This window comes from Aeromicrobium sp. JP4, assembly GCF_054957925.1.
In genome coordinates this window covers 2,082,537-2,101,928 of record NZ_CM143290.1, presented here as the reverse complement: position 1 = coordinate 2,101,928, position 19,392 = coordinate 2,082,537, and the positions used below count along the sequence as shown (strand labels likewise).

The following is a 19,392-nucleotide window of genomic DNA, read 5'->3' as shown; positions in this document are numbered from 1 at the left end:
CTCCCCGGGTCACCCTCCTTCCAGCGTCGGGGTGTGCGGCGGGTCGCAGGCACGGACACCCCCGATCTGGTGCGGTGTCGATACGATCGACAGGACCAACCGTCGTCGACGTCGCATGCCCGAGGAGGTGAGCACCCGTGGCTGGAGTCCTGCAGCGCTTCGAGAAGCGTCTCGAGGGTGCCGTCACCGGGGCCTTCGCGCGCGCCTTCCGCAGCGCGGTCCAGCCGGTCGAGATCGCCGCCGCCCTGCAGCGCGAGGTCGACCAGAGCGCCACGATCCTCAGCCGCGAGCGCACGCTCGTGCCGAACGACTTCACGGTGGAGCTCTCGCCCGCCGACCACGAGCGCCTCTCGCCCTACGGGGCGACGCTGGCCACCGAGCTGGCCACCCTGCTCAAGGAGCACCTGGCCGAGCAGCACTACACGGCCGCCGGCCCGCTGCACATCGAGTTCGCGCTCGACGAGAACCTGCACACGGGTCGCTTCACGATCGTCAGCGCCTCGAACGCGTCGGTCACCCCCGTGCGCGGCGAGCCGATCACCGACACCGCGGTGCGCCGCGCCCGCGTCGTCCTCGACATCGGCGGCCTGCGTCACCCCGTGAACCCGCCCGGCATCACGATCGGCCGCGGCTCCTCGGTGGACCTGAAGATCGACGACCCGGGCATCAGCCGCAACCACGCCGAGATCTCGTTCCTCGGCAACGGCGTCGAGGTGCGCGACCTGGGCTCCACCAACGGCGTGATCGTCGACGGCCGCCGTGTGGACGCCGCCTTCCTGCGCAACGGCTCTACGATCCGCCTCGGCAACACGACCATCTCGGTCCAGATCAGCGAGGAGATCGCGTGAGCGAACTGACCCTCACGCTGATCAAGCTCGGCTTCCTGGCCGTGCTGTGGCTGTTCGTGCTGTCCGCGGTCTCGGTGATCCGCACCGACATCTTCGGCACGAAGGTCCAGACCCCGAAGCCCGCCAAGGGCCAGAAGCAGCCCAAGCCCCAGAAGAAGGTCCCGCGCAACAGCCGCAAGATGCGTGGCGCCCCCAACAAGCTCCAGATCGTCGACGGCCCCAACGCCGGCCAGAGCGTCCCGCTGGGCACCGAGCCGATCCTGCTCGGCCGCGGCACCGACGCCGCCATCCGCCTCGACGACGACTACGTCTCCACCCGTCACGCCCGCTTCGCCACCAACGGCGAGCAGTGGTTCGTCGAGGACCTCGGCTCCACGAACGGCACCTACATCGGCAGTCAGCGCGTCACCTCGCCGGTGCCCGTCGCGATCGGCACGTCGGTGCGGCTGGGCAAGACGATCGTGGAGTTGCGCAAGTAGATGGCGCCGCTGACCTACCGCTACGTAGCGCTGACCGACGTCGGTCTGCGCCGTTCGAACAACCAGGACTCCGGTTACGCCAGCCCCCGCCTGCTGGTCATCGCCGACGGCATGGGCGGCGCCGCGGCCGGCGACCTGGCCTCCTCGGCCGCCCTCGCGGAGATCCGCGACCTCGACCGTGAGCTGGACGACGACACCGACGGCGACGCCCTGGACGCGATGCGCACCGCCGTCGCCAACGCGAACCACCGCCTCGCCCAGCTGATCGCCGACGACCCGGCCGTGGAGGGCATGGGCACCACCCTCGAGGCGATGCTGTGGGACGGCGAGAAGCTGGCCGTCGCCCACATCGGCGACTCGCGGGCCTACCGGCTGCGGCACGGCCGTCTCAGCCAGCTCAGCATCGACCACACGTTCGTGCAGAGCCTCGTCGAGGAAGGCCGGATCACGCCCGAGGAGGCGCGGGTCCACCCCCACCGGTCGCTGCTGCTGAAGGCGATCCTGGGTCGCGACGACTTCGAGCCCGACTTCACGTGGCTGCAGCCGGCGGCGGGCGACCGCTACCTGCTGTGCAGCGACGGCCTCACGGACATGGTCGACGACGAGACGATCGAGCGGACGATGAAGCTCGAGACGATCGACGCTGCCGCGACCGAGCTGGTCCGGCTCGCCCTCGAGGCCGGTGGCTACGACAACGTCACCGTCGTGGTGGCCGAGTTCGTGCCCGGCGACGAGCCGCTCGACGAGGACCTGGTCTGCGCCGACGGCAAGCCCCAGCTCGTGGGTGCCGCCACCAGCCAGCCCCGCCGCCGCACCGGATCGGTCTCGGCGTCCTCGGCGCCCGCCGTGCACGTCGCGGGCGCACCCGGCGCGGTCGAGCCCGACCCCGAGGAGCTGCGCTACGCGCCCCTTCCGGTGCCGAGGCGCCGCTGGGTGCGGTGGCTGCTGGGGAGCCTCGTGATCCTCGGGCTGCTCGGTGGCGCGGCCGCCTACGCCTACGACTGGTCGCAGCGCCAGTACTTCGTGGCGCCCTCCGACGGCATGGTCGCGATCTACCGCGGCGTCGACGTCGACGTGCCCGGCGTGACCCTCAAGACGGTCGACGAGGTCACGCGGATCGAGATCGACACGCTGCCGCCGTACCAGCGCGACCGCGTCGCCGCCGGCATCGCCGCCGCAGACCACGACGAGGCCAAGCGCATCGTCACCAACCTCAGCATCCAGGTGACCGAGCCGACGCCCACCCCGACGCCGACGCCCACCCCCACGCCGCGCCGCACCCCCGCCACGTCCGCACCGACGGAGGCACCATGAGTGCCGGCGGCGTCACTCCCGCCTGGATCCCGCGCAAGCGCCGCACCGCCGAGCTGGGGCTGCTGCTGCTGGCGATCGCGATCGGCATCGGGTCGTACGCCGCCGTGGGACTCGGCTTCGACGGCACGGTTCCCGCGGGCATCTACACGGTCGGAGCCGTCTACGCCGTCGTGGCGCTGGGCGCGCACCTGGCCGTCCGGAGGTTCGCCGGGTACGCCGACCCCGTGCTGCTGCCGCTCGTCGTGGCCCTCAACGGCATCGGCCTGGTGATGATCTACCGGATCGACCTCGGCCTGGAGGCCAACGGCTCCGGGTTCGGCCCGTTCGCGCAGGGACAGCTGCGCTGGACGATCCTGGGCATCCTGATGTTCGTCGCCGTGCTGGTGCTGATCCGCGACCACCGCCGCCTGCAGCAGTACACCTACACGTTCGGCCTCGCGGCGATCGCGCTGCTCGTGCTCCCGATCCTGCCGATCATCGGCAACGCCAAGCGCGGCGCACAGATCTGGATCCAGCTCGGCCCCTTCAGCTTCCAGCCCGCGGAGGCCGCCAAGATCGCCCTGGCGATCTTCTTCGCCGGCTACCTCGTCGCCAAGCGCGACGCCCTGGCGCTGGCCGGCCGGCGGGTCCTCGGCATCGACCTGCCCCGGGGTCGCGACCTCGGTCCCATCCTGCTGGGCTGGCTCGTCAGCGTCGGGATCCTGGTCTTCCAGCGCGACCTGGGCTCCTCGCTGCTGTTCTTCGGCCTCTTCGTCGTCATGCTCTACGTGGCCACCGAGCGCCCGGGCTGGCTCGTCGTCGGCGGTGCGCTGTTCGCCGTGGGCGCCTGGTTCGGCTACGCCGCCTTCGGCCACGTGCGCGACCGCTTCGACGCGTGGCTCGACCCGTGGGCCGATCCGGACAAGAACTACCAGATCATCACGGCGCTCTACGGTCTCGCACACGGCGGTCTGCTCGGTCGCGGCTGGGGGCAGGGCAGCCCCGAGCTGACCCCCTTCGGCTTCTCCGACTTCATCCTGTCGTCCATCGGCGAGGAGCTCGGCCTGGCCGGGCTGATGGCCGTGATCATGGTCTACGCCCTCGTCGTCGAGCGCGGCCTGCGGATCGCGCTGACGTGCCGTGACGCCTTCGGCAAGCTGCTCGCCGTGGGCCTGTCGGTGTCCTTCGCCCTGCAGGTCTTCGTCGTCGCCGGTGGCGTCATGCGCCTCATCCCGCTGACCGGCCTGACCGCGCCGTTCCTGGCCGCGGGTGGCTCCTCGATCATCATGAACTGGATCATCGTCGCGCTGCTGCTGCGCATCAGCGACCAGACCCGGCGCCCCGCGCCGGAGGTCGCCACGATCAGCGGCGACGACGAGACACAGGTGGTGAAGCTGTCATGAACAAGCCCGTCCGTGCCATGGCCGTCGCGTGCCTGCTGATGTTCCTCGCGCTGCTGCTGAACGCCAACTACGTGCAGTTCGTCCAGGCCGACGACCTGAACGAGAAGGAGGGCAACCGCCGCGTCATCGACGAGCAGTTCAGCCGCGAGCGCGGCGCGATCATCGTCGACGGCGAGCCGATCGCCCAGTCCGTGCCCGTCAAGGACAAGTGGCAGTTCCAGCGCAAGTACACCGAGCCCGAGCTCTACGCCCCGGTGACCGGCTACTTCTCCTACATCTACGGCCGCGACGGCATCGAGCAGTCGTACAACGACATCCTCTCCGGCAGCGACGACCGGCTCTTCGTGAACCGCGTCATCGACGTCATCTCCAACGACCAGCCCCAGGGCGGCAGCGTGGAGCTCACGCTCGACCCCGCCGCGCAGAAGGCCGCGTTCGAGGGCCTGGCCGACCTCGGCGAGAAGACCCGCGGCGCCGTGGTGGCGCTGGATCCGCAGTCCGGGGACATCCTGGCCATGGTCAGCCAGCCGACCTACAACCCGAACCAGCTCGCGAGCCACGACCTCGACGCCGTCACGTCGGCCATGCGCAAGCTCGAGGGCGACGAGAACGACCCGCTGATCAACCGCGGCGCCCAGACCACGCTGCCGCCGGGATCGACGTTCAAGGCCGTCACGGCCGCCGCCGGCATCGAGGACCTCGGGCTCAAGGCCGAAGACGACGTCCGCGGCGGCGCCACGCTGAGCTTCCCCGGCATCGACTACCAGCTGACCAACCAGGGCGGCAGCAACTGCGGTGGCAACCCCATCAGCTTCGAACGTGCCCTCGAGGTGTCCTGCAACGTCTCGTTCGGCTGGATGGCCGGCAAGGTCGGGCAGGACGTCCTGTCCGAGCAGGCCACGAAGTTCGGCTTCGGCGAGCGCCCCCTCGACGACCTCGCGTCGGCGGCCAGCCGGTTCACGGCCGACCCCGATACCGAGCTCGAGCCGCCGCAGCTCGCGCAGTCGGGCATCGGCCAGTACGAGGTGGCCGCCACGCCGCTGCAGATGGCGATGGTCGCCGGGACGATCGCGAACGACGGCGTGCTGATGAAGCCGCGGGTCGTGCGCACGGTCCGCGCCCCCAACCTCTCGATCCTCGAGCAGCCCGAGCCCCAGGAGCTGGGACGCGCCATGTCGGCCGGCGACGCCCGCGAGCTCAACGACATGATGGTGGCCGTCGTCGACGAAGGCACCGGAACCCCGGCCAAGATCCCCGGCGTGGATGTCGGTGGCAAGACCGGCACGGCCGAGTCGGCGCCCGACCGCCCGCCCTACGCCTGGTTCATCAGCTACGCACCCGCCACGGACCCCCAGGTCGCGGTCGCCGTGCTGGTCGAGTCCGCACAGAACACCAACGACATCGGCGGTGGCCGCCTCGGCGGCCCCATCGCCCGCTCCGTGATGGAAGCGGTGCTCCGATGAACCTCATCCACCCTTTGGGAGACTGGACACCATGACCGAGAGTGACGCGAACATGAGCCCCCTCGGCGACCGCTACCAGGTCGGCGAGCTGGTCGGGCGCGGAGGCATGGCCGACGTCCGGGCCGGCCACGACATGCGGCTCGGTCGCCCCGTCGCCATCAAGCTGCTCCGCGCCGACCTCGCAGCCGACGAGACGTTCCAGGAGCGCTTCCGGCGCGAGGCGCAGTCGGCGGCCTCGCTGAACCACCCGTCGATCGTCGCCGTGTACGACACCGGCGAGGCCACCGATCCCACCGGCGCCACCGTGCCGTACATCGTCATGGAGCTCGTCGAGGGACGCACGCTGCGCGATGTCCTGCGCGACGGCCGCAAGATCCTGCCCGAGCGTGCCCTCTCGATCACCGCCGACATCCTCGCCGCGCTGGACTACAGCCACCGCGCCGGCATCATCCACCGCGACATCAAGCCGGCCAACGTCATGCTCACGCCCGAGGGCAAGGTCAAGGTGATGGACTTCGGCATCGCCCGGGCCATCGCCGACACCTCCAGCGCCATGACGCAGACCGCGGCCGTGATCGGCACGGCGCAGTACCTCTCGCCCGAGCAGGCGCGCGGCGAGACCGTCGACGCCCGCAGCGACATCTACTCCACCGGCTGCGTGCTCTACGAGCTGCTCACCGGCCGGCCGCCGTTCGTCGGCGACAGCCCGGTCTCGGTGGCCTACCAGCACGTGCGCGAGGAGGCCCGGCCCCCGTCGCAGCTGAACCCCGACGTCTCGGTCGAGGTCGACAACGTCGTCGCCAAGGCCCTGGCCAAGCGCGTCGACGACCGGTACTCCAGCGCGGGCGACATGCGCAAGGACATCGAGCGGGTGCTCGCCGGTGGCACCGTCGACGCGCCCACGCAGGCCGTCACGGCCGTCGGTGCGGCCACGCAGGTCACCCCCGCGGTCGCCGCGCCCCTCCTGCCGCCGCCGGACGAGGAGGAGAAGAAGGGGTCCGGGAAGTGGTGGGCCCTCGCGCTGGTGCTGCTGGCCATCGCTGCCGCAGTCGGCCTGGCCCTCATGCTCAACGACCGAGATCCCGAGGTGAACACGCCGACCACCGACGTGCCGCGGGTCGAGGGACTCGACGTCCCCACCGCAACGAACCGGCTGGAGTCGCAGAATCTCGTCGTCGGCGAGGTCACCGAGCAGACCAGCGCCGACATCCCCGAGGACCAGGTCATCGCCACCAATCCCGAGGCCGGGACCACGGTCGACGAGGGCACCGCGATCGATCTCATCGTCAGCTCGGGTCCCGAGCTGGTCGACATCCCGAACCTCACCAGCTACTCGTACGACGAGGCCAAGGACCTGCTCGAGGGCGACCGCTACGGGCTGAAGGTCAAGCGCCAGAACACCGACAGCAGCGAGCCGAAGGGTCGCGTGCTCAACAGCAACCCGCCTCCGGGCACCGAGGTGGAGCGCGGCAGCACCGTCACCCTCATCGTGTCGCGCGGCGAGGTCGACGTCCCGAACGTCGTGGGCCAGTCGGTCGAGGACGCCACGAAGACGCTCGAGGACGCCGGCCTGAAGGTCTCGGCCCAGAACGATCCCGCCGGCACCGCGCCCGACGGCACCGTCACCGAGCAGAGCCGCGAGCCCGGCTCGATGGTGGCTCCGGGCACCACGATCACTCTCACCGTGTCGCGGCCGCCGGCTCCCACCACGGAGCCCACGCCGGACCCGAACGCGCCGCCGACGGTCGTGCCGACGCCCTAGCTCACTCCACGACGGTGGCGTGGCGCATCGCCACGCTGCCGCCGTGAGCGGGAGCCTTCACCACGTCGACGTCGCGCTGCTCCAGCCCGAGCCCGTACCGGTTCGCGTACTGCGTGTACGTGGTGACCTCGGGCGAGGAGGTCATCGCCCCGCGCAACCGGCTGCGGTCGCCGATCGCCTCGATCACGTAGGGCGGCGAGTAGGGCACGCCGTCGAGCACGACCGTGTTGCCGACGCACTTGATCCCCGTCGTGGTGATCAGGCGCTGACCCTGCAGCGTGATGGCCTCGGCGCCCCCGGCCCACAGGGCGTTCACGAACGCCTGGATGTCCTGCTGGTGGACCACCAGGAGGTTGGGGTCGAGGCCCGGGATGTCCACCGAGCGGGGAGCGTCCTCGAGGGCGATCCGCACACCGGGCCCCTCGACCGGGGTCAGCCCCGCGGGATCGGAGAGGCGGGAGACCCGGCGCGCCTCGCGGCGCAGGTCGGCGTCGTCGACCCCACGCGTGAGGGCATCGACCTCGCGCTGGAGCTCGACCGCCTCGCGCCGGCGATTCTCGACCTCCTGCGCACGGTCCCGCAGCACGGAGCTGAGATCGCCTCCGGCGGGGCGCAGGTCGGACCCATTGGAGGTGACCGCGGCCGCGACGACGACCACACCGCAGGCGCACGCGACCGTCAGGGCGAGCAGGCTCCACCTGCTGACGGCCCTGATCTTCCCCTGGTCGCGTGGGGTTCCCGGCACGACGACTACGCTAGCGGAGTACGACACACCGCGGCCGTGCCAAGCCGCCAGACCGGGAGATGCTCGTGTTCAACAGGTTCAAGCGCAAGTCCGTGAACGACAACGGCCCCAAGCCCGTGCGCATCGGCAACCGGTGGGCGGCTCCGTTGATGGTCGCGTGCGCGGTCATCGGCCTGGCGTGGATCGTCGTCTTCTACACGATCAGCAACACCGACGTGACGATCCCGGTCTACAGCGACCTCGGCGGGTGGAACCTCGCCATCGGCATGGGCTTCATCCTGGCGGCCTTCGGCTTCGCCATGAAGTGGGAGTGAATCACACCCCTGTCATGCCCCACAGGTTGTGCACACCCCTGTGGACAACGTGGTTCTCGGTCAGCCGAGCCACGGCGCGATCGCGCCCATGATCTCGTCCGTCCGCCACGCGATCGCGGCCACGAACACCGCCCACAGCGCCACGAACGTGACGACCTGGATCAGGGTCCTGCGCTCGCGGGGCGCGTAGGCGAACATCAGCCCGAGCAGCACGCCGGTGATGAACCCACCGAGGTGGCCCTGCCAGCTGATGCCCTCCTGCAGGCTGATGAACCCGTTGATCGCCAGCAGGATGACCATCCCGGTGATGTTCTGGCGCGTGCGGATGAGGAAGACCAGCGCGAGCCCGAACAGGCCGAAGACGGCGCCTGACGCGCCGATCGTCGGGGTGAGCGGGTCCTCCAGCAGGTAGACCAGCACCGACGACCCGATCGCGAGGGTCAGGTAGGTGATGACGAAGCGCACCCGCCCGAGCGTCTGCTCGACGAAGGGTCCGAACAGGTACAGCGCGTACATGTTGAACGCCAGGTGCAGCCAGCCGCCGTGCAGGAACGCCGCGGTGAGCAGCCGCCAGTACTGGCCGTCAGCCACCTCGATGCCGCTGAGCCAGCCCCACCGGAAGAACTCGCTGTTGCCCGGGTTGCGCACGCCGCCGGTCGCCACGACCACCACCTGCGCCGCGACGTTGATCGCGATGATGGCCATCGTGATCGCGGCGGCGTTCGTGGAGATCGCGCCTCCGGCGAGGGTGCGCGGCTGGCGGACGGCCGCCTGGCCGCTCTTCACGCACTCGGGGCACTGGAAGCCGACGCTGGCCTCGCGCATGTCCTCAGGACAGATGTAGCGCGAGCAGCGCTGGCACTGGATGAACGCAGGCCGACCCGGGTGGCGGTAGCAGGTCTGGCCGGCGCCCTGGTCGGTCACTTCTCGATGGTCACGGATTCGATCACGACGGGCTCGGCCGGACGGTCGAACCGATCGGTCTCGACGGCGGCGATCGCGTCGATGACGGCGCGACTGTCGGCGTCCTTGACCTCACCGAAGATCGAGTGCTTGCGGTTCAGCCACTCGGTCTTGGCGACGGTGATGAAGAACTGGGAGCCGTTCGTGCCGGCGCCGTTGGCCTTGGTGCCCGCGTTGGCCATGGCCAGCAGGTAGGGGCGGTCGAACTGGAGCTCGGGGTGGAACTCGTCGTCGAACTCGTAGCCGGGGCCACCGCGTCCGTCGCCGAGCGGGTCGCCGCCCTGGAGCATGAAGTTGGGGATGATCCGGTGGAACGTGAGGCCGTCGTAGAAGGGCTTCGTCGACACCGAACCGGTGGCGGGATCGACCCATTCCTTCGTGCCCTCGGCCAAGCCGACGAAGTTCGCCACGGTCTTGGGGGCCTGGTGGTCGAACAGCTCGATCTTGATGTCTCCACGATTCGTGTGGAGCGTTGCGATGGTGGGCACTTCACGTCCTTTCAGGGGTTGCTTCCATCCTTGCACGAGCGGTCGAGCGGCGGCCGCTAGCGTGGGGGCATGTCGAGACTGGTGTTGCTCCTGATTGCTGCCGCGGCCGCCGTCGCGGTCCTCCGCAAGGCCACCGCGGACCGCGGTGGCTCCTACGATCCGAGGGACGATCGGTGACCGTCGACCTCCACACCGAGGGCGGCGTGACGACGCTCACGTTCTCCGCCGGCCCGGTCAACCTGTACTCGCTCGAGCTGCACGACGAGTTCGACGCGGCGCTCGACCGCATCGAGGCCGACCCGCCGCGCGTGCTGGTGGTGCGCGCCGAAGGGAAGATCGTCTCCGGTGGCGTCGACGTGTCGCAGTTCCACGCAAGGAAGTCCAAGGTCGAGACCCGCGAGCTCTACGACCGGATGCTCGAGCTGCCCGAGCGCTTCGCGGCCCTGGACTTCCCGACGGTCTTCGTGGCCCACGGGCTGACCCTCACGTGGGCGTTCGAGGTGGCGCTGGCGTGCGACGTGCTGCTGGCGTCGGAGCGGGCAAAGTTCGGGCTCGTGGAGCGCGTCATCGGCCTGACGCCCACGATGGGCGGCACCCAGCGCCTCGCCGGGCGCGCAGGCGTCGCGCGGGCCAAGGAGTTCGTCTTCACCGGGACGCCGTACGACGCGGCCACCCTCGAGCGGTGGAACGTCGTCAACCGCGTCCTCGCCCCTGAGGACCTCGACGCCGGCGTCGCCGCCTTCGTCGCCGACCTCGCCGCCGGCCCCACCCGCGCGTTCGGCGCCGCCAAGCAGATCCTGCGCGAGTTCGAGACCGGTGGCGTCCCGGGCTCCATCGCCCGCACCACCGAGATCGCCGCCGATCTCTTCGACACCGAGGACCTCCAGCACGGCATGGCGTCCTTCCTCGCCGACGGGCCCGGGAACGCCACGTTCGTCGGGCGCTGACCGAGCCGGCACCACAAGTCAAGGTCACTTGACTGTCAAGCGACCTTGACTCTACGTTGGTCGACATGACACTGGATGCGCAGCAGCGGAACTACTGGGGACGGGCCCGCCTGGGCGGGGGGACGGGCGTGCTTCTCGCGTCGTGCGTGGGCATTGCGCTAGCCGTGTCGGCTGCGACGGCCGCGCTGGCCATGATCGGGCTCGAGGGGTCGCGGCGGGACGTGGCGCTGGTGTTCGCGTTCCTGGCGCTGCCGTCGGTGTTCGCGCTCGCCTGGGTCGCGCTGGTCGATCCGGCGTCGTTGCGCGACGCGGTGGACCGCCCCGAGGAGACGATCGAGCTCCAGTGGGTGCGGCGGGCCCAGAGTGGGGCGTTCACGGACCTGCTGCTGCTCCTGGGCGTCGCGCTGGTCGTCGGCGTCTTCGTCGACCTCGACGTGTCGGTGCGCGGCGCGCTCACCGTCGTCCTCGCCTTCGCGATGGCCGACGCGGCGCTGCGGCTGCTGTGGCTCAAGCGCCGGGAGGGCTGATGGAGAACCACGTCGTGCGCGTGCGGGAGGAGCGCGGCTGGTCGCAGCGGCGCCTCGCCGACGAGCTCGGGGTGTCGCGCCAGACGGTCATCTCGATCGAGAAGGGGCGCTACGACCCGTCGCTGCCGCTCGCGTTCAGGCTGGCGGCGGTGTTCGGGTGCCGGATCGAGGACCTGTTCGTCCCCGACCCCGAGGAGGGCTAGCGCCTCAAACGGTGGCGGGCTGGCGGCCGGCGTGCACGCGACGGGTGGTGCGGCGCTCGGACCAGAAGGACACCAGCGGGATGCAGGCCAGCACGATGACGCTGAGCATGTAGCCCCAGGACCACTTCTCGCGCAGCGTGAGACGGGCGACGAGCACGATCAGCACCATGAACAGGAAGCCGTGCAGCTGGTCGATGACCAGGAAGGCGTCCTGGTTGCGGTTCCACCACGAGCCCGCGTCGGTGGCGTACTTGCCGATGAAGCCGGCCATCACGATCAGCAGGTTGAGGCCCACGATGGTCGCCATGACCTGGTAAGCGCGCAGGAGTCGGTCGTTCACCGCCCCAGATTACCGCTCGCGGCCAAGCACCATCTCGCGGGCCATGCGCCACCACATGAACAGCGCGAAGGCGGCGAAGACCCACCATTGCAGGCCGTATCCGAGGTTGCGACCGCCCGCGGTCCAGGAGACGTCGGACTCCGGCACGTCGGCGACCTCGAGCCCGCCGGCCACCGCCGGATCGGTGGAGATCGCGAAGCCCGACCACAGGTCGGCGTACCCGAGCTCGTTCAGCAGCGTGGGGATCCGCACCGAGCCGATCGTGCGCGCGGTCGCGTCCCAGCCGGCGGCGGACTCCTCGCCCGGCTGCAGCACGGCCTCGAAGGACACCTCGCCGGCGGGCACCTCGGGGAACGCGGCCGCGGGGCGGGGCGCCCACCCGCGCACCACCATCAGCTGCGCGTCGTCGACCGTGACCGGCGCGAGCAGCCACACGCCGTCCTGACCGTCGTGCTCACGACCCGTGACCCACAGCTGCTCCTCCGCAGGACGGAAGGTGCCGGTGACGGTGACCGGGCGCTGGTCCTGGTCGGTGGTGAAGATGTCGGTCGGGCTCCACACCGACTCGAGAGCGACCGCGCCGGTGCTGCCCTGCTCGGCCCGCTCGTCCTCCTGACGCTGGTCGTACGCGCCGAGCTGCCACGTGCCCATGAACAGGCAGAAGCCGATCGCCGCGATCGCGAACAGGTGCAGGCCGAGGACGGCCGGGCGGAACCACGCACCCACCCCCGGCCGGTCGTTCACGAGGTGAACGGCTTGATGCCGGGGTACAGCGGGAAGCGCTCGGCCAGCACGGCGGTGCGCTTGCGCAGGCCGTCGATGTCGACCTCGCCGGGCTGCAGGGCCGCGGCGATGATGTCGGCGACCTCGGTGAACTCCTCGGCGCCGAAGCCACGCGTGGCCAAGGCCGGCGTGCCGATGCGCAGACCGGAGGTGACCATCGGCGGCCGCGGGTCGTTCGGGACCGCATTGCGGTTCACCGTGATGCCGACCTCGTGGAGCCGGTCCTCTGCCTGCTGGCCGTCGAGCTCGGAGTTGCGCAGGTCGACGAGCACCAGGTGCACGTCGGTGCCGCCGCTGAGGACCTGGACGCCAGCATCCACCGCGTCGGCGGCGAGCAGGCGGTCGGCGAGGATGCGCGCACCTTCGATCGTGCGCTGCTGACGCTCGGCGAAGTCGGGCTGCAGGGCCATCTTGAAGGCCACGGCCTTCGCGGCGATGACGTGCTCGAGGGGTCCACCCTGCTGGCCCGGGAACACGGCCGAGCGCATCTTCTTGGCGATCGTCTCGTCGTTCGTGAGGATCGCGCCGCCGCGCGGGCCGCCGAGGGTCTTGTGCGTCGTGGTGGTGACGATGTGCGCGTGCGGCAGCGGGCTCGGGTGCAGACCCGCGGCCACGAGGCCGGCGAAGTGGGCCATGTCGACCCACAGGATCGCGTCGACCTCGTCGGCGATCGCGCGGAACGCGGCGAAGTCGAGCTGGCGCGGGTAGGCCGACCAGCCGGCGATGATCACGCGGGGACGGTGCTCGATCGCGAGGGCGCGCACCTCGTCCATGTCGACCAGGCCGGTCTCGGGGACGACGTGGTAGGCGATCGGGTTGTACAGACGGCCCGAGAAGTTGAGCTTCATCCCGTGCGTGAGGTGACCGCCGTTGGCCAGGTCGAGGCCCAGGATCGTGTCGCCGGCGGTGGCGATGGCGTGCAGCGCGGCCGCGTTCGCCGAGGCGCCCGAGTGGGGCTGCACGTTGGCGTACTCGGCGTCGAAGAGCTGCTTGAGCCGGTCGATGGCCAGCTGCTCGACCTGATCGACGAACTCGCAGCCGCCGTAGTAGCGCTTGCCCGGGTAGCCCTCGGCGTACTTGTTCGTGAGCACGCTGCCCTGCGCCTCGAGGGCGGCGACGGGAGCGAAGTTCTCCGAAGCGATCATCTCGAGCGTCGTCTGCTGGCGGGCCAGCTCGGCGTCGAGGAGCGCGGCGATGTCGGGATCGAAATCGGCGAGATGCTGGTCGTGGCTCATGGTCCGAGGATATCGCCCGCTCCGCACGCCCAGATCCGCGCGCCCCCTCCGGGCGTAACCAAAACGCAACCTCGTTGCGGATGGCCCCGGCCGCGCGACGGGAGTAGCGTCGCAGCGAGTGTCCGGATGGTGGACACCGAAGGGGAGGAACACATGAACTCGATGCGGCGACGCGTCACCACTCTGGCGACCGCGGCCCTGGCCGGATCCGTCCTGGCAGCGTGCGGGGCAGGTCAGAACAACGACGACGACAGCGACGCGAGCCTGATCGTGGGCACCACCGACAAGGTGGTCTCGATCGATCCGGCCGGCTCGTACGACAACGGCTCGATGGCGGTGCAGACGCAGGTCTTCCAGTACCTCCTCAACTTCCCCGCGGGCAGCACCGAGCTGACCCCGGACGCCGCCGAGAAGTGCGACTTCGAGGAGCCCACGGTCTACGTGTGCACCATGAAGTCCGGCCTCAAGTTCGGCAACGGCAACGAGCTGACCGCCTCCGACGTGGCCTTCTCGTTCCAGCGCATCGTTGACATCAACGACCCGAACGGCCCGGCCTCGCTGCTCGGCGCCATGAAGAAGGTCGAGGCCCGCGACGACGCGACGGTCGCGTTCACGCTCGCCGCGCCGAACGACCAGACCTTCGCGCAGGTCCTGGTGACCTCCGCCGGCCCGATCGTCGACGAGGAGACCTACCCCGCCGACAAGCTGCTCGACGACGACGCGGCGGTCGAGGCCAACGCCTTCTCCGGCCCGTACACGATCGGCGAGTACAAGAAGAACGAGCTGGCCGAGTTCAAGGTCAACCCCGACTACGACGGCACCTACGGTGAGCCGAAGTCGGACGTGACGATGCGCTACTACGCCGACTCGAACAACCTCAAGCTCGACGTGGAGAAGGGCGACATCGACGTCGCGTACCGCTCGCTGACCCCCACGGACATCGACAGCCTGAAGAAGTCCGACGACGTCACGGTCCACACCGGACCGGGCGGCGAGCTGCGCTACATCGTGTTCAACCTCAAGACGATGCCCGGCGACGACGACGCGCAGAAGCAGGCCGTCCGCCAGGCCACGGCCTACCTGGTGAACCGCGACGAGATCTCCTCGGAGGTCTACAAGGGCACCTACACGCCGGCCTATTCGGCCGTCCCCGAGGGCCAGGTCGGCGCGACCGAGGCGTTCAAGGACAAGTACGGCGACGCGCCCGACCCGGCCGCCGCGAAGAAGGTCCTCGACGACGCCGGCGTCTCGACGCCCGTCGAGCTGAACCTGCAGTGGAACCCCGACCACTACGGCGGCAGCTCCGACCAGGAGTACCAGGCCGTCAAGCGCCAGCTCGAGGAAGGTGGACTCTTCACCGTCAACCTGCAGTCGACGGAGTGGAACACCTACTCCGAGGAGCGCGTGAAGGACGCCTACCCGGCGTTCCAGCTGGGCTGGTTCCCGGACTTCCCGGACCCGGACAACTACCTCACGCCGTTCTTCGCGCCGAACAACTTCCTCCAGTCGCACTACGAGGACGACGCGATGACGAAGCTGCTCGACGAGCAGCGGGTCGACGCCGACGCCGCCTCGCGCGAGGCCAAGCTCGCCGAGGCGCAGGAGATGGTGGCCGACCAGGTGCCGATCCTGCCGCTGCTGACCGGCGCGCAGGTCGCGGTGGCCGGCAAGGACGTGAAGGGCGTGGGCGACACGCTGGACCCGTCGTTCAAGTTCCGGTTCGCGTCGCTGTCGAAGTAACGGACACCCGGGGCCGGGGTCCCGGCACGCACTGCGCGTGCCGGGGCCCCGCTTCCACGTAGGCAGGAGCAAGCGTGACCACTGACGTCCTCGTCGCCGCCGACGCCCCGTCGGCCGAACCACCCGGTCGCCGCGGCGGGCTGAGCCCGCTCGCGCGCTACCTGCTGATCAGGCTGGCCTTGATCATCCCGATGCTCTGGGTGCTGGTGACCCTGGTCTTCTTCCTGATGCGCGTGATCGGCGACCCGATCACCGCGGCGCAGGGTGGCCGCCTGACGCCTGAACAGATCGCCGAGCGCAAGGCCGAGGCGGGCCTCGACCGGCCGATCATCGTGCAGTACCTCGAGTACCTCGGCAACATCCTGCACGGCGACTTCGGCACGACGCTGACCGACAACCGTGAGGTCACCGACATCCTCATCGTCAACGGCGCCGCGACTCTGGAGCTGTCGGTCTGGGCGCTGATGGTCGCGTTCGCCATTGGCATCCCGCTGGGCCGGATCGCCGCCCGCCACCGCGACCGCTGGCGCGACGTGCTGCTGCGGCTGTTCGCGATCGTCGCCTACGCCGCACCCGTCTTCTTCGTCGGCCTGCTGCTGAAGCTGGCCGTCGCCCCGTTCGGCTGGCCGACCTCCGGCCGGGCCTCGACCGCCACCGAGCTGACGCTGGCCAAGGTCGAGCCCCAGACCAACATCATGATCATCGACGCCATCTTGTGGGGCGAGCCGGAGTACATCTGGGACGTCCTCCAGCACGCCGTGCTCCCGGCGCTCGCGCTGGGCATGCTGACCGGCGGCATCTTCCTGCGGCTCGTCCGCGTGAACCTGCTGCAGACGCTGCGCGCCGACTACGTCACGGCCGCCCGCGCCCGCGGCGTCTCGGAGCGACAGGTCGAGCGCAAGCACGCCTTCCGCAACGCCTTGGTCCCGGTGGTCACGGTCATGGGCATGCAGATCGCCATCCTGCTCGGCGGCGCGGTGCTGACCGAGACGACCTTCGAGTGGAACGGGCTCGGCTACCAGCTCACGGAGTACCTGGTCCGGCGCGACTTCCTCGCCGTGCAGGGCATCGTCACCGCGATCGCCTTCATCGTGTGCATCGCGAGCTTCCTCATCGACGCCATCGTGGCGCTCGTCGACCCCCGAGTGAGGTTCTGATGCGCTACCCCGGCCAGTCCGTCGTCTCACAGTCCCACGGCCTCCAGCGGTTCATGCTGCTGCTGGGCTTCGGGCTCATCGCGTTCTTCCTCGTCCTCGCCGTCTTCGCGCCGTGGATCGCCCCGTACGACTTCAACCAGGTGCGCGGCGACGACGGTGTCCTGTTCGGCACGCAGCAGCCGCCGAGCGCCGACCACTGGTTCGGCACCAACGTGGGAGGCACTGACGTGCTCTCGCGCGTCGTCTACGGGGCCCGCACCGCGGTCGAGGTCATCATCCTGGCCGTGCTCGTCTCGAGCCTGATCGGCGTGCCGCTCGGGCTGGTCTCGGGCTACCTCGGCGGCTGGCTCGACAAGACGCTCGTGCTCGTGATGGACGCGCTCTACTCGTTCCCGTCGCTGCTGCTCGCGATCGTCGTGTCGATCGTCGTCTCCGGCGGGTCGAGCGGCGCGCTCGGCGGCATCGCCTCGGCGGCGATCTCCATCACCGTCATCTTCATCCCGCAGTACTACCGCGTGATCCGCAACGCGACGGTCTCGGTCAAGACCGAGCCGTACGTCGACGCCGCCAAGGTCGTGGGCGTGCGGACCCCGCGGATCCTGTTCCGGCACATCCTGTCGAACGTCGCGCAGACCCTCCCGGTGATCGGGACCCTGAACGCCTCCGAGGCGATCCTGACCCTGGCGGCCCTGGGTTTCCTGGGCTTCGGCATCGAGCCGTCGGCCGCGGCCGAGTGGGGCTACGACCTCAACAAGGCGATGCCCGACGCCACCAACGACATCTGGTGGACCGGCCTCTACCCGGGTCTGGCGATCGTCCTGGTCGTGCTGGGCGTGACGCTGATGGGCGAGAGCCTCAACGACATCACCAACCCGCTGCTGCGCACGCGTGCTGCCGACAAGGCCGAGGGCGAGCTCGAGATCGAGCTGGCCGAGGACCTCAGCGCCGCGCCGGAGATCACGGACGCCACCGGGACGGCGCCGATCAGCGCTCCGGAATCGGTGGAGACACGGCGCACCGCGGTGCTGTCCCTGTCGGACCTCAGGGTGAGCTTCGGCACCGACGCCGGCCGCGTGGTCGCGGTGGACGGCGTGGGCTTCGACGTCGCACCCGGCGAGGTCGTCGCCGTCGTCGGCGAGTCCGGGTCGGGCAAGTCGGTCACCTCGCGTGCCGTCATGGGCCTGCTCCCGAGCACGGCGACCGTGGACGGGTCCGCGGTGCTGCACACCAGCGGGGACGCCGAGCGCGAGCTGATCGGGATGACGCCGCAGGAGCTGCGGCCGATCCGCGGCGACGAGATCTCGATGGTCTTCCAGGAGCCCGGGACCGCGCTCGACCCGGTGCGCACCGTCGGCTGGCAGGTCGTCGAGGCGATCCGCGCCCACCGCCAGACCAGCAAGGCCGACGCCCGGGCCCGGGCCATCGAGCTGCTCGATCTGGTCGGACTGCCCGATCCGGCCAAGCGGGTGGACTACTACCCGCACCAGCTCTCCGGCGGACAGAAGCAGCGCGTGGTGATCGCGATCGCCATCGCGTGCGAGCCCGACGTGATCGTGGCGGACGAGCCGACCACCGCGCTCGACGTGACGGTGCAGGCGGCGATCCTCGAGCTGCTGCTGGACCTGCGCTCGCGGCTCGGCACGGCGATCGTGCTGATCACCCACAACATGGGCGTCGTCGCCGACATCGCCGATCGCGTGGTCGTGATGTACAAGGGACGCATCGTCGAGCAGGCGCCCGTCGACCGGCTCTTCGCCGCGCCCGCGCACCCGTACACGCAGGCCCTGCTGGACTCGGTGCCCCACCTCGGTCGCACGCACGTGGGCGAGGACGGCCCGACCGGCCCCGCCCCGCTCGAGGGTGCGCCTGTCGTGCTCGACCTCGAGGACATCGTGGTGGAGTTCCCGGGTGGCTGGGGCGAGACGGCCTTCCGCGCCGTCGACCACGTCAGCCTGCAGGTGCACCGTGGCGAGGTGCTGGGGCTGGTGGGCGAGTCCGGCTCGGGCAAGTCCACGCTGGGTCGTGTCGCCGTGGGGCTGCAGCAGCCGACGTCGGGCACGGTCCGCGTGGGCGGCGAGACGATCTCCGGCCTCAGCGACAAGGAGCTGCGCCCGTACCGCAGCCGGTTCGGCTTCGTGTTCCAGGATCCGGCGGCCTCGCTCAACCCGCGGATGTCGATCCTGGACTGCATCGCGGAGCCGCTGCGGGTGCACACCGATCTCACCGACGCGCAGGTCACCGAGAAGGTGCGGAGCCTGCTCGACTCGGTGGAGCTGCCCGGCGACTTCGCCGAGCGGTTCCCCCACGAGCTCTCCGGCGGTCAGCGTCAGCGGATCAGCCTCGCGCGGGCCCTGGCACTCGACCCCGACCTGCTCATCGCGGACGAGCCCACCTCGGCGCTCGACGTGTCGGTGCAGGCGCGCGTGCTGGAGCTCTTCCTCGAGCTGCAGCAGCGCCTGCAGTTCGCGTGCCTGTTCATCACGCACGACCTCGCGGTGGTCGACACGCTGGCGAACCGGGTCGCGGTGATGCAGCGTGGGCGGCTGGTCGAGCTCGGCCCGCGCGACCAGGTGCTGCGGAGGCCCACCGAGGAGTACACGCGCAGCCTGATCGCAGCCGTGCCCGTGCCGGACCCGGCCGAGCAGCGACGCCGCCGCGTCGAGCGGGGCGACCTGCTGACGGGAGCCTAGGCGCGAGGCCTC

19 protein-coding genes are annotated in these 19,392 nt (G+C 70.3%); 13 read left to right on the top strand and 6 right to left on the bottom strand.

Annotated elements, in window-relative coordinates:
• Positions 1–137 precede the first annotated feature (137 nt).
• The 6 genes from ACY1JX_RS10305 to pknB are packed head-to-tail and all read left to right on the top strand — an operon-like array spanning position 138 to position 7,248.
• Complete coding sequence (locus ACY1JX_RS10305) at positions 138–848, top strand: FhaA domain-containing protein (protein ID WP_286930759.1); 711 nt, start codon at positions 138–140, stop codon at positions 846–848.
• Positions 845–1,327: an FHA domain-containing protein FhaB/FipA gene (locus ACY1JX_RS10300; protein WP_181753489.1), complete on the top strand. Its 483-nt coding sequence runs from the start codon at positions 845–847 to the stop codon at positions 1,325–1,327. Before ACY1JX_RS10305 ends, ACY1JX_RS10300 begins: the two co-directional genes overlap by 4 nt.
• Positions 1,328–2,641 (top strand): PP2C family protein-serine/threonine phosphatase, encoded by a 1,314-nt coding sequence (locus ACY1JX_RS10295; RefSeq protein ID WP_462563916.1) that lies wholly within the window; start codon positions 1,328–1,330, stop codon positions 2,639–2,641.
• Positions 2,638–4,023, top strand: coding sequence for an FtsW/RodA/SpoVE family cell cycle protein (locus ACY1JX_RS10290; protein ID WP_181753493.1), 1,386 nt, complete (start codon positions 2,638–2,640; stop codon positions 4,021–4,023). Before ACY1JX_RS10295 ends, ACY1JX_RS10290 begins: the two co-directional genes overlap by 4 nt.
• Complete coding sequence (locus ACY1JX_RS10285) at positions 4,020–5,486, top strand: peptidoglycan D,D-transpeptidase FtsI family protein (RefSeq protein ID WP_462563915.1); 1,467 nt, start codon at positions 4,020–4,022, stop codon at positions 5,484–5,486. Before ACY1JX_RS10290 ends, ACY1JX_RS10285 begins: the two co-directional genes overlap by 4 nt.
• Positions 5,487–5,517: 31 nt before the next feature.
• Positions 5,518–7,248, top strand: a complete 1,731-nt coding sequence (pknB, locus tag ACY1JX_RS10280; RefSeq protein WP_462563914.1) for a Stk1 family PASTA domain-containing Ser/Thr kinase — start codon at positions 5,518–5,520, stop codon at positions 7,246–7,248.
• Position 7,249: 1 nt separating this feature from the next.
• Here pknB and ACY1JX_RS10275 read toward each other — a convergent pair whose 3' ends face one another.
• Positions 7,250–7,993: a DUF881 domain-containing protein gene (locus tag ACY1JX_RS10275; RefSeq protein ID WP_462563913.1), complete on the bottom strand. Its 744-nt coding sequence runs from the start codon at positions 7,991–7,993 to the stop codon at positions 7,250–7,252.
• Positions 7,994–8,058: 65 nt separating this feature from the next.
• On the opposite strand from ACY1JX_RS10275, the gene ACY1JX_RS10270 reads away from it, so the two are divergent.
• Complete coding sequence (locus ACY1JX_RS10270; RefSeq protein ID WP_206679956.1) at positions 8,059–8,307, top strand: cell division protein CrgA; 249 nt, start codon at positions 8,059–8,061, stop codon at positions 8,305–8,307.
• 60 nt (positions 8,308–8,367) lie between these two features.
• Here the strand turns inward: ACY1JX_RS10270 and ACY1JX_RS10265 are convergent, their stop codons facing one another.
• Together ACY1JX_RS10265 and ACY1JX_RS10260 are read right to left on the bottom strand one after the other, a co-directional pair.
• Entirely contained in the window at positions 8,368–9,231 is an 864-nt protein-coding gene (locus tag ACY1JX_RS10265) for a rhomboid family intramembrane serine protease (protein ID WP_462563912.1), read from the bottom strand.
• Entirely contained in the window at positions 9,228–9,758 is a 531-nt protein-coding gene (locus tag ACY1JX_RS10260) for a peptidylprolyl isomerase (protein ID WP_286930752.1), read from the bottom strand. Before ACY1JX_RS10260 ends, ACY1JX_RS10265 begins: the two co-directional genes overlap by 4 nt.
• 173 nt (positions 9,759–9,931) lie before the next feature.
• Here ACY1JX_RS10260 and ACY1JX_RS10255 point away from each other — a divergent pair, with 173 nt between their 5' ends.
• The 3 genes from ACY1JX_RS10255 to ACY1JX_RS10245 all read left to right on the top strand — a co-directional run bounded on the left by ACY1JX_RS10255 (position 9,932) and on the right by ACY1JX_RS10245 (position 11,435).
• Entirely contained in the window at positions 9,932–10,705 is a 774-nt protein-coding gene (locus ACY1JX_RS10255; protein WP_462563911.1) for an enoyl-CoA hydratase/isomerase family protein, read from the top strand.
• A gap of 65 nt (positions 10,706–10,770) precedes the next feature.
• Positions 10,771–11,232 (top strand): hypothetical protein, encoded by a 462-nt coding sequence (locus ACY1JX_RS10250; RefSeq protein ID WP_462563910.1) that lies wholly within the window; start codon positions 10,771–10,773, stop codon positions 11,230–11,232.
• Complete coding sequence (locus ACY1JX_RS10245) at positions 11,232–11,435, top strand: helix-turn-helix domain-containing protein (protein WP_181753508.1); 204 nt, start codon at positions 11,232–11,234, stop codon at positions 11,433–11,435. Before ACY1JX_RS10250 ends, ACY1JX_RS10245 begins: the two co-directional genes overlap by 1 nt.
• A gap of 4 nt (positions 11,436–11,439) precedes the next feature.
• On the opposite strand, the gene ACY1JX_RS10240 is transcribed toward ACY1JX_RS10245, so the two are convergent.
• Genes ACY1JX_RS10240 through glyA form a run of 3 tightly spaced genes read right to left on the bottom strand, consistent with a single transcriptional unit; the run spans position 11,440 to position 13,793 of the window.
• A complete protein-coding gene (locus ACY1JX_RS10240) occupies positions 11,440–11,775 on the bottom strand; it encodes a DUF3817 domain-containing protein (RefSeq protein ID WP_181753510.1) in 336 nt (111 codons plus the stop codon).
• A gap of 9 nt (positions 11,776–11,784) precedes the next feature.
• A complete protein-coding gene (locus ACY1JX_RS10235) occupies positions 11,785–12,519 on the bottom strand; it encodes an SURF1 family protein (RefSeq protein WP_462563909.1) in 735 nt (244 codons plus the stop codon).
• Positions 12,516–13,793, bottom strand: coding sequence for a serine hydroxymethyltransferase (gene glyA, locus ACY1JX_RS10230; protein WP_462563908.1), 1,278 nt, complete (start codon positions 13,791–13,793; stop codon positions 12,516–12,518). The genes ACY1JX_RS10235 and glyA overlap by 4 nt, the downstream gene beginning before the upstream one ends.
• Before the next feature lie 153 nt (positions 13,794–13,946).
• Here glyA and ACY1JX_RS10225 point away from each other — a divergent pair, with 153 nt between their 5' ends.
• From ACY1JX_RS10225 to ACY1JX_RS10215, 3 genes are all read left to right on the top strand, one after another.
• Complete coding sequence (locus ACY1JX_RS10225) at positions 13,947–15,533, top strand: ABC transporter substrate-binding protein (RefSeq protein ID WP_241732810.1); 1,587 nt, start codon at positions 13,947–13,949, stop codon at positions 15,531–15,533.
• A 74-nt stretch (positions 15,534–15,607) separates the two neighbouring features.
• Positions 15,608–16,690 carry an ABC transporter permease gene (locus ACY1JX_RS10220; RefSeq protein WP_462563907.1) on the top strand — a complete coding sequence of 361 codons (1,083 nt, stop codon included), beginning with the start codon at positions 15,608–15,610 and terminating at the stop codon, positions 16,688–16,690.
• Positions 16,690–19,380 carry a dipeptide ABC transporter ATP-binding protein gene (locus tag ACY1JX_RS10215; RefSeq protein WP_462563906.1) on the top strand — a complete coding sequence of 897 codons (2,691 nt, stop codon included), beginning with the start codon at positions 16,690–16,692 and terminating at the stop codon, positions 19,378–19,380. Before ACY1JX_RS10220 ends, ACY1JX_RS10215 begins: the two co-directional genes overlap by 1 nt.
• The last annotated feature ends 12 nt before the right edge of the window (positions 19,381–19,392 follow it).

What these genes read in the sequence shown, in the direction of transcription:
- ACY1JX_RS10285 (WP_462563915.1), top strand. Translation starts at nt 4,020, where the DNA reads ATGAACAAGCCCGTCCGTGCCATGGCCGTCGCGTGCCTGCTGATGTTC.
- ACY1JX_RS10225 (WP_241732810.1), top strand. Translation starts at nt 13,947, where the DNA reads ATGAACTCGATGCGGCGACGCGTCACCACTCTGGCGACCGCGGCCCTG.
- ACY1JX_RS10295 (WP_462563916.1), top strand. Translation starts at nt 1,328, where the DNA reads ATGGCGCCGCTGACCTACCGCTACGTAGCGCTGACCGACGTCGGTCTG.
- ACY1JX_RS10290 (WP_181753493.1), top strand. Translation starts at nt 2,638, where the DNA reads ATGAGTGCCGGCGGCGTCACTCCCGCCTGGATCCCGCGCAAGCGCCGC.
- ACY1JX_RS10215 (WP_462563906.1), top strand. Translation starts at nt 16,690, where the DNA reads ATGCGCTACCCCGGCCAGTCCGTCGTCTCACAGTCCCACGGCCTCCAG.
- ACY1JX_RS10250 (WP_462563910.1), top strand. Translation starts at nt 10,771, where the DNA reads ATGACACTGGATGCGCAGCAGCGGAACTACTGGGGACGGGCCCGCCTG.
- glyA (WP_462563908.1), bottom strand. Translation starts at nt 13,793, where the DNA reads ATGAGCCACGACCAGCATCTCGCCGATTTCGATCCCGACATCGCCGCG.
- pknB (WP_462563914.1), top strand. Translation starts at nt 5,518, where the DNA reads ATGACCGAGAGTGACGCGAACATGAGCCCCCTCGGCGACCGCTACCAG.
- ACY1JX_RS10245 (WP_181753508.1), top strand. Translation starts at nt 11,232, where the DNA reads ATGGAGAACCACGTCGTGCGCGTGCGGGAGGAGCGCGGCTGGTCGCAG.